At 35.9% G+C, this 12108-nt stretch carries 18 protein-coding genes; 17 read left to right on the top strand and 1 reads right to left on the bottom strand.

The features are described 5' to 3' along the window. From RCJ95_RS09830 to RCJ95_RS09750, 17 genes are all read left to right on the top strand, one after another. Positions 1-525 (top strand): phage baseplate protein, encoded by a 525-nt coding sequence (locus RCJ95_RS09830; protein ID WP_446722179.1) that lies wholly within the window; start codon positions 1-3, stop codon positions 523-525. Beyond that, on the top strand, positions 522-839 hold the full coding sequence (locus RCJ95_RS09825) for a phage baseplate plug family protein (RefSeq protein WP_257522272.1): 318 nt from the start codon (positions 522-524) through the stop codon (positions 837-839). Before RCJ95_RS09830 ends, RCJ95_RS09825 begins: the two co-directional genes overlap by 4 nt. Positions 840-846: 7 nt before the next feature. Beyond that, entirely contained in the window at positions 847-1668 is an 822-nt protein-coding gene (locus RCJ95_RS09820) for a phage protein (RefSeq protein WP_446722178.1), read from the top strand. After that, positions 1665-2162, top strand: a complete 498-nt coding sequence (locus RCJ95_RS09815) for a Gp138 family membrane-puncturing spike protein (protein ID WP_446722177.1) — start codon at positions 1665-1667, stop codon at positions 2160-2162. Before RCJ95_RS09820 ends, RCJ95_RS09815 begins: the two co-directional genes overlap by 4 nt. Before the next feature lie 15 nt (positions 2163-2177). After that, positions 2178-2492, top strand: coding sequence for a PAAR domain-containing protein (locus RCJ95_RS09810; RefSeq protein WP_446722176.1), 315 nt, complete (start codon positions 2178-2180; stop codon positions 2490-2492). A 12-nt stretch (positions 2493-2504) separates the two neighbouring features. Continuing rightward, positions 2505-2861 (top strand): hypothetical protein, encoded by a 357-nt coding sequence (locus RCJ95_RS09805; protein ID WP_446722175.1) that lies wholly within the window; start codon positions 2505-2507, stop codon positions 2859-2861. Continuing rightward, positions 2839-4014 carry a baseplate J/gp47 family protein gene (locus RCJ95_RS09800; protein WP_446722174.1) on the top strand — a complete coding sequence of 392 codons (1176 nt, stop codon included), beginning with the start codon at positions 2839-2841 and terminating at the stop codon, positions 4012-4014. Before RCJ95_RS09805 ends, RCJ95_RS09800 begins: the two co-directional genes overlap by 23 nt. Further along, the gene (locus RCJ95_RS09795) at positions 4007-4675 is read left to right on the top strand and encodes a DUF2612 domain-containing protein (protein ID WP_257522266.1); all 669 of its coding nucleotides are present in this window, start codon (positions 4007-4009) and stop codon (positions 4673-4675) included. The genes RCJ95_RS09800 and RCJ95_RS09795 overlap by 8 nt, the downstream gene beginning before the upstream one ends. Then, positions 4672-4980, top strand: coding sequence for a hypothetical protein (locus RCJ95_RS09790; protein ID WP_446722173.1), 309 nt, complete (start codon positions 4672-4674; stop codon positions 4978-4980). Before RCJ95_RS09795 ends, RCJ95_RS09790 begins: the two co-directional genes overlap by 4 nt. After that, entirely contained in the window at positions 4973-5572 is a 600-nt protein-coding gene (locus RCJ95_RS09785; RefSeq protein ID WP_446722172.1) for a hypothetical protein, read from the top strand. Before RCJ95_RS09790 ends, RCJ95_RS09785 begins: the two co-directional genes overlap by 8 nt. A gap of 1 nt (position 5573) precedes the next feature. Continuing rightward, a complete protein-coding gene (locus tag RCJ95_RS09780) occupies positions 5574-7988 on the top strand; it encodes a hypothetical protein (protein ID WP_446722171.1) in 2415 nt (804 codons plus the stop codon). After that, on the top strand, positions 7988-8203 hold the full coding sequence (locus tag RCJ95_RS09775; protein ID WP_257522262.1) for an XkdW family protein: 216 nt from the start codon (positions 7988-7990) through the stop codon (positions 8201-8203). The genes RCJ95_RS09780 and RCJ95_RS09775 overlap by 1 nt, the downstream gene beginning before the upstream one ends. Next, positions 8203-8358 (top strand): XkdX family protein, encoded by a 156-nt coding sequence (locus RCJ95_RS09770; RefSeq protein ID WP_446722170.1) that lies wholly within the window; start codon positions 8203-8205, stop codon positions 8356-8358. Before RCJ95_RS09775 ends, RCJ95_RS09770 begins: the two co-directional genes overlap by 1 nt. 62 nt (positions 8359-8420) lie before the next feature. Beyond that, positions 8421-8621 (top strand): hemolysin XhlA family protein, encoded by a 201-nt coding sequence (locus tag RCJ95_RS09765; RefSeq protein WP_112116168.1) that lies wholly within the window; start codon positions 8421-8423, stop codon positions 8619-8621. A gap of 1 nt (position 8622) precedes the next feature. Further along, on the top strand, positions 8623-8880 hold the full coding sequence (locus RCJ95_RS09760; protein ID WP_446722169.1) for a phage holin: 258 nt from the start codon (positions 8623-8625) through the stop codon (positions 8878-8880). Further along, the gene (locus RCJ95_RS09755) at positions 8877-9602 is read left to right on the top strand and encodes a peptidoglycan recognition protein family protein (RefSeq protein ID WP_446722168.1); all 726 of its coding nucleotides are present in this window, start codon (positions 8877-8879) and stop codon (positions 9600-9602) included. Before RCJ95_RS09760 ends, RCJ95_RS09755 begins: the two co-directional genes overlap by 4 nt. A 403-nt stretch (positions 9603-10005) precedes the next feature. Then, complete coding sequence (locus tag RCJ95_RS09750; protein WP_446722167.1) at positions 10006-10824, top strand: hypothetical protein; 819 nt, start codon at positions 10006-10008, stop codon at positions 10822-10824. 193 nt (positions 10825-11017) lie between these two features. Here the strand turns inward: RCJ95_RS09750 and RCJ95_RS09745 are convergent, their stop codons facing one another. After that, positions 11018-11680 (bottom strand): hypothetical protein, encoded by a 663-nt coding sequence (locus RCJ95_RS09745; protein WP_446722166.1) that lies wholly within the window; start codon positions 11678-11680, stop codon positions 11018-11020. Positions 11681-12108: the final 428 nt, after the last annotated feature.

Raw genomic sequence — 12108 nt, 5'->3', positions numbered from 1 at the left:
ATGCCATATATTAAAGACGTATTAATTGATGTTATTACTAAGGTGTCGATGCCAGAATCGTCTACAACGACTGACCATGCGCTTGAAGATGGTGAGCAGGTTACAGACCATGTGAAAAGCAATCCTATTACCATTTCAATAACAGGGATAATATTGGATGACACCGAAGGGAAAGTGTTGAAACTACGAAAGTATCGTGAAAATGGAGAAATCTTTGAATTTGATTACATGACGGCTTTAAAACATTTGGTCATCACTGACTTCAACCGTGATTATGAAGCAAAAATTAAAGATGGATATGCTTTTACAATGACACTCAAACAAATAAAAGTAGCTAAGGTTGCTAAATTTGTTAGTGTTTCTATTCCTGTTAAAAAACAAACAAAACCGGTTTCGAAAAAAGGTCGTCAACAGACAAAAAAGACACCTACTTCCGCATCAAAAACAAATAAATCAAAATACACGACACCTCCTAAGAGTTCATCTGGTGGTGGTCAAGCTGGATTGGAGGGGCGTAAAAATTGAATGAATACATTGAAATTGATAAAGATGAAATTCCCTATTCTTTTGAGATAGAGCTTGCAGGGGAAGTGTTTGAAATAGAGGTTAACTACAATCAGACATATGATTTTTTCACTGTAGACTTATTTAAAGATGGAGGGGTTCTTGTTATTGGAGAAAAACTTATCATCAATCGCCCTCTATTCGAAAATCGTGTAAATATTGACTTACCTAAAGTACAAATAATTCCTAAAGACCGTGCTAATTCTGCCACTCGTATTACATACGAGAATATGAATGAAACGGTCTTTTTATATGTAGGTGATTCAGATGAGTAATTTATACATGCGTAAAACTACATTTTTAATTAGTGATCGAGAAATTACGGATCCGTTAACTATAAAATTTAGTGTACCATTCGGAGACAATGAAAAAGTAGATACGATTGATATTAGCGTGTATAACCTAAAAGACAGCACTATTAATGCCATTGCTACTAATAAAGTTGCTATTTTAAGTGCTGGCTATGTAGATGACAATGGCGTTATTTTTGCAGGTACACTCAAGAAAAAAGAAACAAAGTGGGAAGGGCTAGACAAAATCACTACTTTTAAGTGCATTGATTGTACTATGGACTATACAAAAACGGTCATCAAACGGACTTATGGCCGTAATACACATGCCTCTCTTATTTTAAGAGAATTAGCACGTGATGCAGGCCTTGCAATCGGTGATATTGATTTGCCAGTAGATTTTATATATCGTTCAGGGAAAGCACTGAATGGTAAAATTAAATTTTTAGTATCAGAGATTGCAAAAGACTGCAAAGCAAAACTGCATATCAATAAAGGACGTATGTATGTACGTGATCGAGCCAAAGGGGACAAATTAGGACTAGATATATCAAAAGAAACTGGTCTTATAAATGAACCAGAGGAAATCGAAGAGGAAGTAAAGGACGAGAAAAAGTCCAAAACTAAGAACCCTAAAAAAAAGCTTAAAGGCTACAAAATTAAGGTTTTACTAAATCATAAAATCACAACAGATGTCATTATCAAACTAACCTCAAGAAAAGTTAATGGGATTTTCCGTGTATCGAAAGGTGAACATAAGGGTGATACATCCGGCCAAGAATATTATACAGAATGTGAGGTTGTGCCAGTATGACGAAAACAACTATGACACAGTTTGTAAGTGAATCAATTGAAGAAAATTTGATGAATATGAATACATGCTTAATATGCGAAGTGGTTGAAGTAGACATGAATTTGTATAAAGCTGATGTCCAACCATTAAATGATCCAGAAGCGACTCCTATTTTGGATGTACCATTTAGTTTTTGGCAAACAGAACAATTTGTCATTCAGGTGCCATTCAAGAAAGGTGATATTGTGTTAGTTGTTTGTTCACAAGCTGATATTGACCCTCTCATGTTTGGAGGTGGCGAGGCAGCTAGCCGATCTTTTAGTGCAAATGATGCCTTGATCGTGGGTGGAGTTAATTTCTTCACCAAGCCTTTACAAAATGCACATCCCGATGATGTGTTAATTACTGATAAGCAATTTACAAATAAAATTCGCATTCAACCAGATGGTGAAATATTCATAGAATCTGATAACAAAATTACAGCTATTGCTCCAACTATTCATTTTAATCCTTAAATGTAGGTGATATTAATGGAAAAACTAGTTGCTAGGGTAACAGATCAGCACACCGGTACTTGCGACCATGGTTTACCATGTTGTCCTCATGGTGTAAGTGGGCAAATCGTAGAAGGGAGCACCAATGTATTTACAAATGGATTACCTCAAGCAAGGGATGGCGATTTAGTACGCCATAATTGCCCCCACTGCGGTATTGGATGGATTAAGGCTAGTTCGGAAACGGTACTTGTAAACGAAAAGAAAATTGCTCGACTTGGTGACACTGTGATTTATCCAGGAGGCAGCGGAAAAATCGTGCAATCTAGCCCAAATGTTTATTCAGGGTAGGAGGAGAGATGTATGCACACGTTTAAGTATAATGACGATGGCGATTGGGTGTTTAATGAGCTTGTACACGGTGATGAGCAGCTCGTACAGAATTTGAAGCATTTGTTACGCACAGTGGTTGGGGAATGGATGTTCAATGATAATCATGGTTTTAGACGCATAGTCATTGAACAAAAAATACCCAATAAAAAGCAAGTAGTACAAGCCATGCATGATTGCTTATACCAAGAACCGCGCGTTGCTGAGGTTTTAAGTGTTGACTATGAGTTTAATCGTATTAAACGACATCTTACAATAAATTTCAGGGTAAAAACTGTAGAAGGAAGAGAGATTGGAGGGGAGGCAAGTGTTAACCAAGTGGGGATTTAAGCGGCAAAGAACAGCGGATTATTTGCCAGTGATTGAGGAACAAGCACGGGATTTATATGGGGAGGATGCCGATTTATCAGATCGTACACCTATCGGTAAGATGATCCACCTACAGGCCCAACAAAGGGCAGAAGATAATGAACAACTTGAAATGGTGTATAATGCTCGCTTTGTTGATACTTCGGAAGGAGCAACGCTAGAGGCTAATGTTAAGCGTGTTATAACTCGTAAACATTGGATTAAAGCTAATGGTGAGGTCGTTGTCAATCTAGATAAAGGGGCAAAAGTCAATTTAGGTGATTTATTTAGAACACGATACAATGTGTATTTTAAAGCATTAGAGGCTATAGAAGCTGTAGAAGAGGGTAATTATCGTATCCCTGTAGAAGCATTAGAATATGGCGCTATAGGGAATGTAGAGCCTGGAGACATATCAATAATTGTAAATCCGCAAAGTGGCATCAATTCGGTAACGAATCCAGATGCTTTTTTTAATGGGCAAGATGAAGAAACGGACGCAGAATTGCAGGATCGTTACTATGCATCACTTGGAAAAGTTGGTGCTCGGCGTGTAGAATCCATCGAATCAAATGTTCTTGATGAAGTGGAGGGGGTACGAGCTGCAATCACAATTGAAAATGACACGAATGTTGAAGATGCAGAAGGACGGCCACCACACAGTATTGAAACGGTTGTACTTGGTGGTTTAGATGAGGAGGTAGCAATGGCTATATTCCGTAAAAAGGGCGGTGGTATTCGTGCATATGGCTCTACAATATATACATTTACTGATAATCGTGGAATCGTACATGAAATCGGTTTTACACGGGCTACAACAGTCAGTGTTTACGTAAAGGTATATATCAAAAAAGGTAATCAATTCCCATTAAACGGTGATGATTGGGTCATTGGTCAAGTAGTCAGATACATTGGTGGTACATACGATGGTGTGCTGCACCATGGCGTAGGTATGAGTAAAGATGTAGTTTGTACAAAAGCCGAGGCCCGTGTGTTATCTATAGATGGAGTTGAGGATGTTCGTGTAGAGTTTTCAACAGATGGTATTACTTTTGAACCGCAAAACATATCCATTGCATTTCCTGAAGTCGCAGAAACTGATGAATCCAAAATCGAGGTGTTGAACCTTGTCTAATCAACGATTACAAACTTTATTGGACCGTATGCCACGACATTTTACTCGAGCAAAAGATAGTAATAACTATAAATTACTTTCCATTATTGCAGAAAATGGTGTTGAAAATTTAGCTATACAGCAAACCATTTTGAAATATTGGGATGTAGATCAGGCAGAGGGATATGGATTAGATCGTCTAGGTAAAGATGAGGGAATTTCTCGTGGGGGTTGGGATGATGAAGAATATCGCAAAATGATTAAAATCCAATGCATACTCAATCTATCTGAGGGCGATATAGACACTATGAACCAGATTATGGACGCATATATGGGCAATGATTTCATTGGCTTTGAAGAAGGTTGGAAAGAATTTGAGCCAGCTACTCTATTACTCAACATTCGTGCTACAGCTAAGACAATTCCAGATACATTAGTGAAGCGTATTAAAACAGCAGGGGTAGGCATTTACATTCTTTTAAATGAATTGAACGAATTTATTTTATTACATGCCGGCACATATGCATGGCAGATAAATTATAAAATTTGTAGCCGTTTTAAAACAGCACCAACGCATGGAGCGTTAGGAAAAGAAATTATTAATGTTATTGATGGTATTTACGGCTTTAAAACAAATAGCCGTATTTGTGGTCGATTTAGAGCAGGGGGTACAAGTCAATGAATGAGATACAGCCAATAATGATTGAGTTAGTACAAAAATATTTAAGTGATATGGTTGCAGGCGCAAAAGTAACTATTGATGGTGTTGTTCATGATAAAGAAATTTATCATACAAGTACAAAATACGGCTTACGAAAGTATGTCAAATTATCAATGGAGCAAGGCTTGGTGAATCGTGCGGCATTAGTTGATAGCCATGGACGAGAATTGTATGTAAAAACCATGAACTATCAAAAAGGAGTTCAAGGGTATGTAATTGCATTTCCTCTACAAATTGAAACAAAGGAAGTGAAAGAAAATGCGTAATCTTATGAATGGTGAAATACCATTAAATTTTAAGAAGAATCCATATGACCGCACCCAATGGCATGATGATGTTACTGACCCAGTAACTAGTGAAGTTATTGAGGATGGAACACCATTCATGTCTGAATATGCAAACAATTTTGAGTGGGGAATTTATAATGCGTATCGCTTTTTAATTGAAATGTATCGTCAGATGGAGCGTATGCGCGTTCAGTTAGAACTTGATGGTCGTGTGCCTGGCAACAGTGGAACTTTTGCAGATGTGATAGATGGTAGTTCAAATAAAATCACATTAGACAAGGCATTAACGGATATTATTGAGCCTGTGGCAATTGGTACAATAACTTTAAAAGTGGCCAGTGTAGAAGGATTAGCAGCTTTCACACAGGTCACTATTTTTGATGATGTGCATAGTGAAGATGTTCTGATTACAGAAGTTGGAACAAACACTATCAAGGTGCAAGCTTTGAAAAATTCCTACAAAAAAGGTGCAAAAGTTGCTCGTAGTAATGTTGCAGTTGATACGGTCAACGCTGAAATGGGCGTTGGTATTTGGCAAACATACAGCGTTGAATTAGTGGAGGTGGTATAGGATGGTTCTATATTATTGGAATAAGTTTACTTCTGTGAAAGAAATGCAAGAGAAGTTAACCTATCAAACTACGGCAAGTGGATTTACAAATGGAGGGTATCCTGAAGGATTTTCAGCATATATAAGACACCCCGAATATTATTCTGTATCTGGTGGAATAAGTCAGTTAAAATTTCAAAGTCCGTTATATACTGTGCAGAACAATGGACGTGAGTTGACTATCCTCAAAAATTACCGAGAGACTGAACCAAATGTCAGGTATGATTATGATATACAACAATACACTTTAACTGAAACAGGAAAATATGTTAAAGGGTCGCTAGTTCAACAGAACATTCAAGCAGACTATAACGCCTATGAAAACAATGCAAGAAATAGCGATGGTTATTGGTACGAACGTGGTGCAATCGTAAATACAGCTCCAACCATGCCAGGAGCATTTACACAACCATCTGGGACAGTAGAGATTGGTGATTCCAAGGTATTTGCTGTAGGTGCTGCATCTGATGCAGAAGGTAATTTATCTAAATACATTTGGGAAGCATCTATAAATGGTGGGGCATTTTCGAAAGTTGGGGAAACTACAGCAAACAGTCTAGCGTACACTATTCCAACAGCAACTAGCCTTAAAATGCGTGTTAAAGCTGTTGATTCGGCAGGATTAGAAAGTGCATATCGTGAGAGTAGTTTGTATACTGTGCAACCGCCACAATATTATTATGACAAGTATACAGCTATCGAAAACAAACTATATAACGACGATGCTCCATGGACAAATTCCAGTGCAACCATCGGGCCGTTTTCATCGTATGCTAAGAGTTATAGTTTTGACAGAACTAATAACAAGTATATTTTAGGTCCGAAATGGGGCTATGATGGTGGACCTGTTAATATTGGTAGCATTGTTTATTCATTATCTGGTAATTTTTTATCTAGACATACAGCAAAAGAGTATACTTATGACCCAACAGTTACCGTACCTGTTAATTCTATTTATAAAGACGTTACGAAAAACACCTATTCTGTCGAAAGTTACTCAAAAGGTACATTAGTACAAACAGGTATCATTGGAAGTGCTACAGCATACCCAGTAGACGGACGACACACTGATGGTTTTTGGTATGTACGAAAATCACGTGTTAACCAATCAATTGCTCCACCAACGCCATTTACATCGCCAATGCAAGGCAAAAAATTTAAGCCTAATGAGGCTGCTACAATTACTTTCGGAGCTTCTAACGCTGCTAATCTATCTCTTTACGAAGTAGATTACAGATACAACACTACAGGTGCATGGACGCCATTACCATATAACAACACATTAACTCGTAGTTTGAGAATCACTACCGATAAGGCACTAAAAACGCTTGAATTAAGAGTACGTGCTAAAGATACAAGTAATGTGTATTCGGATTACGTATATTCGGAAACGTTTGAAATTGAGCATAATGTAGTACCAACTGTTACATTAACTGGTCCTGGCGAAAACACTACTTTGTATGAAAATGACACTTTTACTATCGCAGGTACTGCTTATGATGACGATGCCGATCAGTCAGTAACAGTGTATTACCAAATCAATAGTGAGCAAAGGAAAGTCTTAGCAACAAATCTAAGTAAAACTCAAATTACTTTATCCAAACAACTAATCTTTAAAGGTGGAAAGCTGTTTGATGGCGAGGTAGTATTAACAGATACATTAGCAGAAGGTGTACCACATACCTTGAAGGTTTGGGCGGTAGATAATGAGGGAGCACAATCTACAACGATAGAGCGAACATTTTATGTCGTTCCAAACAGAGCCCCACTATTAGCTATCGACGCAGTGGTGCCAAGCGGAATTATTAATACTGATAAATTTAAAATCAGTGGTACTGCATCAGATCAGGACGCTAATTCGAACATTAAAGTAAACTACCGAATTAATGGGGCTAATCCAGTTGAAGTTTACAACGGAGCAGGTGGTGCTTGGGAATTTGAGGTTTCTCTTGCCCAACTCGTAGTCAATGAAAATACGATAATTATTGAAGTAATCGACAATTACGATGCTAAGACAAGTAAAACGATAAAACTCAATAAAAATGAAGTGAAAACGCCTATTTTGCAATCTGTAGCGAGGTATAAGATTTCCCCTCCTAAAGGTTCAGCAAGAGGCGTTTTAATATGGGTTCAGCGTGACGAGGAATTGGATTTAAAAGTTGAATTATCAATGACATTACTTGGCGAGCAGGAGCAATATATATTACTTGAAGCAGACCCAGACAAAATAGTACCTGTTACTGATGGGATTGTGGAAGATGAATATTACCATGAAACGGTAGAACCAAAGGACAATATCATCCTTAAATTAACCACAACTAGACCCAACATAAGTATTGACAATAAAGTTTATTTAATTATGGGGGTGGTTGAATAATGCAAAGACGTAGAAGATTACCTGATGGCTCATGGGGTCCGCTTGAAAAAGTGGGTTCAATACCTACTACAGAAGATCAAGTAATGTCTTTAGGTGAACAATTGGCACAAGAAAAAATGAAGAATATACAAAAAGACCTCTTGATTAATAACTTAGGCTCGCAGCTAACACAACTGAAATTAGATGTAATTTCAATGAAAGGTGGTGGAGAATGATGGAGTTTTGGCAAATTGCTTTTATGTTCAAGTGGGTGACTGCTGAACAATTAAGAATTGCTGTAAAAACGAAGGGCAATCCATTTGGTGAGATTACGCCTGAACAATACAAAGAAATAACGAAGCAAGATTTCGAGGCGCAAGCAGAAGCTTAGCGTTATTTTTTATGCCTTCACAGTTTGAGAAGGGCTTTTATATTGATTTCCGAGGTGAACTAATGGATGAACAACGTATTGGGAAGTTAGAACATGATATGACTGATGTGAAAACTCGCCTAGCCGTAGCTGAATCAAATATCAGGGAAATTAGAGAAGATATTGGTGGAATTAAAGATAATACAACTTGGATTTTAAGATTAGTTATTGGTGGACTAGTGGGAGCATTGTTGACCTTTATTATAAAAGGAGGAATGATTTAATATGAAAATTAACTGGAAAGTACGTTTAAAACATGGGCCATTTTTAGTAGGTGCATTTTCATTGCTACTGTTATTAATTCAACAAATTGCGGCTTTATTTAGCTTTGATACTACGATTTACAATGAGCAAGTGACAGATATTTTTAACACTGTGCTTGCTTTACTAGTTTTATTTGGTGTAGTGAGTGATCCAACAACACCAGGACTAAATGATAGTGAGAGAGCAATGAGATATGACCGAAAGGATGGTGCGAAATGACATACACAATTGAAAAGCGTTTAATGTCAGGACTCCCTAATCAGGCGCTAATGGCAGTCAAATATGTTATTGCCCATGAATCAGGTAATCCAAATAATTGTGGTCCAGATGCTTTGGAGAATGAAATTGCATACATGAACCGCAATAAAGCTAATGCTTTTACGTCTCACTGGGTAGGCGGTGGAGGACGTATCGTTCAAATTGCGCCGGTTGGCAGGTTGCAGTATGGTTGTGGTCCAAAAGGTAATCCACTTAGCTATGCACAAGTTGAATTAGCGAGGACAGCAGATAAAGAACAATTTAAAAAGGACTATGCTGCTTATATTTGGTTGTTACGTGAACTAGCTAAAGAGGCTGGAATACCTGTTGTACTTGATGGGGCAGGTAACGGTATTAAGTCACACCGTTGGATTACGGATAATTTAAAAGGTACAACACACAGAGATCCGTATTCGTATTTAGCGAGTATGGGGATTACAGAAGAACAATTCAAAAAAGATATTTTGAACGGCTTTGCTAAACCACAACAATCTGAAAAGGATGATTATATTATGAAATTCACTAGCACAACCGCAAAAGCTGCAGTTCGAGATTATATTCAACAAGCAGTCAATAAAAAATTAATTGATAAATCTTGGTTGGAGAAATTTGATAATGGCGCTATAACAAGTGGTGATTTTGAAGGATTAAAAATTATCATTGCACAGCGGAATAGTAATTAAGAGAAAAGAGGGGCACTGAAAAATAAAATCTACATCAAGTGCCCTCATAAAAACTATTAATTAATTTCCTATTGCTACGGTATAACTGATACTCCATATAATTAAAATAAACGTAATTGTCATAACAGTTGCTTCGACATTTGTATCATTCTGTCCCTTTATTAATTTCTTTATTAATTTTATAAAATAGAAACAAAACAAAAACCCATATACTGGCATAAGAAAAAAGCAACTGAAAGAAAAAAATGCCTCCATTATCTAAACCTCCCTATCTATGTATTATTATAATAAACTAATATACTTCTGAAAAAACTAGTACTTTTTATTCAAATTTAAATTATTTATCCAAAAATGATAAAATATGTATATAATAAAAATTGTAAAAAAATTGGGAGGTAGGGAAATGAAGAAAAATAGTATTTTAATGTTTTTAGGTGTCATTTTTGCACTAACGTTGGGATTCAATCATCAAGTTGAAGCCGCAGAAGGTGAACCATCTTTAACCGATGCTGAAAAGAATTATTTATATGGATTGAATTTTAGTGAGACAGAAGTTGAGAATATGCCGTATGAAGAACTAAAGTTCTTAGTTGATAGTGAGGCTGAAATTTTAACAAGTTTCGAAGAGATTTATAGTTTTGATGAAGTAACAAACGATCCATCAGAAGTTACAACTTTTGGTGATATTCCGAGTGCAGATATGAGTTTTAAAGGTAATGTGTTAAAGTTGAATAATAGTAATGTTTCTGGTTACAATGCATTTTATGCACACGCAAACTTTAGATGGTTAAATAAACCAATTTGGGCTTTGACAGATAAAATAGCTATTGGTTTCCCATCAAGTCTTGGTGTTTACATGCCAGCTCAATCTGGTAAACTTCAAGGTTTTAACTCAACATATTCTTTATACAATACTTCAACAGGAGGAACTACGTTAATGTCAAGTAGTTCTACACCGTCAACGTGGGATCCATCTTTAGGAGTAGCAGGTTCGTTTGATCTTAATGGATCTTTAAATAAATTCCAAACTCATGAAGGCACAATTGCTCAAACTTTCTATATTAAGTCTTCATCTTCAGGTAAAGCAACAATTAAGTTCGAATATGGTCATAAGAAATTATCAGGTACAGTAGGTATCTCAATACTTCCTGTCGGAGTAAGTATTACACCTAATCAATCAAATGTTGATGTTAGAAGTTATGGTGCTAGCTTTAGTTATTAATTAAAACGAATTGAAACTTATCTAATGAATAGACCAGGTACTCAATTGAAAGTGAGTACCTGGTCATTTTTTATTATTCTTCATATGGTCTACACTTCGGTAGCTCTCTAGCTATTTCTTTTCTTTTGTAGAATATACAACTATGTTAAAAATATATAATATTATCAATTAAAAATGAGCGACTTTTTTTAATTTATTTTAATATAGCGTCATTTATCAATATACTAAATTCTTCAACTTGGCTTTTGTCTGAAAAGTTTTTACGTAAAATGAAATTTGAAATTGTTCCTTCGACTGTTATTTTTTGACCAACTGATAATTCAGCTTCTTGATCTAAATCAACAATGGCAAAGTTTGTTATTTCTTCTGGATAAACCCCAAGGAAAAAATCTTCTTTATTCTTATCTTTATCAAAGAGCTCATCGTAATCAATGAACTCGTAGTTTTCAATGTCTCTATTGCCCATATAGATAATAAACTTATCAGCACGTATAGCAGTAGTTGAACCTTCTCTTCTTCTTTTTTGACCAATATTTGAACTTTCAAATACAAATTCTGTGATTACACCAGAAGCAGTTGCTTTCCTACCAAGTAAATCAAAATCATCTTCAAATTGTTTTCCGTTTTTATGGCCAAGAATAATCATATCCACCAATTTTTCATCTTTTACAGTTAGTAGTTTATTTGTAAAATCCGCTATTGTTTTCCCTTCCAAGTTTTCATCTATAAATTGTTTGCTTTGTTCTTCTAATGATGCTTTCTTTACAGTTTCTTTTGGTTTTGAGGGATCACTTTCACCGCATCCAGTTAGTGCTATTGTAAGAATAAGTGATGCACTTAAAATGAGTTTCTTCATTTAAATATTTGCTCCTTGTATGAGTTGTAATAATAAAATTGTATCAATATTGGAAGGTGTTGTCAGTAATATAAATGTAGATTAATATTGTTTTTAAATAGCCATATTATGTGGGATCTTTTTGTTTAACTGCGAAGAATTTAATTATAATCCCAAAGTAGAAGTAAGTATTTCTAAATAATTTTTTGTTATGATTTCTACTATATAATATTTACCTGTCCGGGTGAAGGTTGTATTATTTTATACTGGGGTACACATTTTACAAAAATCCCGCGTACCCCAGTTTGTACCCCACATCGTACCCCAGTTAAATACATTTAGATACACTTCGTTAGACAGGTATAGAAACCTTCATTAATACAAAACCTTGATATTATGCACATCAAAAAATTAAAAACATCAGGATAGAAACCAAGGTCATAAGTTAT

This window comes from Lysinibacillus sp. BSL11 (assembly GCF_052928325.1).
Note: the sequence above shows the minus strand (reverse complement) of the source record. Positions and strands in the feature narration are given on the sequence as shown.

What these genes read in the sequence shown, in the direction of transcription:
- RCJ95_RS09830 (WP_446722179.1), top strand. Translation starts at nt 1, where the DNA reads ATGCCATATATTAAAGACGTATTAATTGATGTTATTACTAAGGTGTCG.
- RCJ95_RS09820 (WP_446722178.1), top strand. Translation starts at nt 847, where the DNA reads ATGCGTAAAACTACATTTTTAATTAGTGATCGAGAAATTACGGATCCG.
- RCJ95_RS09815 (WP_446722177.1), top strand. Translation starts at nt 1,665, where the DNA reads ATGACGAAAACAACTATGACACAGTTTGTAAGTGAATCAATTGAAGAA.
- RCJ95_RS09810 (WP_446722176.1), top strand. Translation starts at nt 2,178, where the DNA reads ATGGAAAAACTAGTTGCTAGGGTAACAGATCAGCACACCGGTACTTGC.
- RCJ95_RS09805 (WP_446722175.1), top strand. Translation starts at nt 2,505, where the DNA reads ATGCACACGTTTAAGTATAATGACGATGGCGATTGGGTGTTTAATGAG.
- RCJ95_RS09790 (WP_446722173.1), top strand. Translation starts at nt 4,672, where the DNA reads ATGAATGAGATACAGCCAATAATGATTGAGTTAGTACAAAAATATTTA.
- RCJ95_RS09785 (WP_446722172.1), top strand. Translation starts at nt 4,973, where the DNA reads ATGCGTAATCTTATGAATGGTGAAATACCATTAAATTTTAAGAAGAAT.
- RCJ95_RS09780 (WP_446722171.1), top strand. Translation starts at nt 5,574, where the DNA reads ATGGTTCTATATTATTGGAATAAGTTTACTTCTGTGAAAGAAATGCAA.
- RCJ95_RS09775 (WP_257522262.1), top strand. Translation starts at nt 7,988, where the DNA reads ATGCAAAGACGTAGAAGATTACCTGATGGCTCATGGGGTCCGCTTGAA.
- RCJ95_RS09770 (WP_446722170.1), top strand. Translation starts at nt 8,203, where the DNA reads ATGGAGTTTTGGCAAATTGCTTTTATGTTCAAGTGGGTGACTGCTGAA.
- RCJ95_RS09765 (WP_112116168.1), top strand. Translation starts at nt 8,421, where the DNA reads ATGGATGAACAACGTATTGGGAAGTTAGAACATGATATGACTGATGTG.
- RCJ95_RS09760 (WP_446722169.1), top strand. Translation starts at nt 8,623, where the DNA reads ATGAAAATTAACTGGAAAGTACGTTTAAAACATGGGCCATTTTTAGTA.
- RCJ95_RS09755 (WP_446722168.1), top strand. Translation starts at nt 8,877, where the DNA reads ATGACATACACAATTGAAAAGCGTTTAATGTCAGGACTCCCTAATCAG.
- RCJ95_RS09750 (WP_446722167.1), top strand. Translation starts at nt 10,006, where the DNA reads ATGAAGAAAAATAGTATTTTAATGTTTTTAGGTGTCATTTTTGCACTA.
- RCJ95_RS09745 (WP_446722166.1), bottom strand. Translation starts at nt 11,680, where the DNA reads ATGAAGAAACTCATTTTAAGTGCATCACTTATTCTTACAATAGCACTA.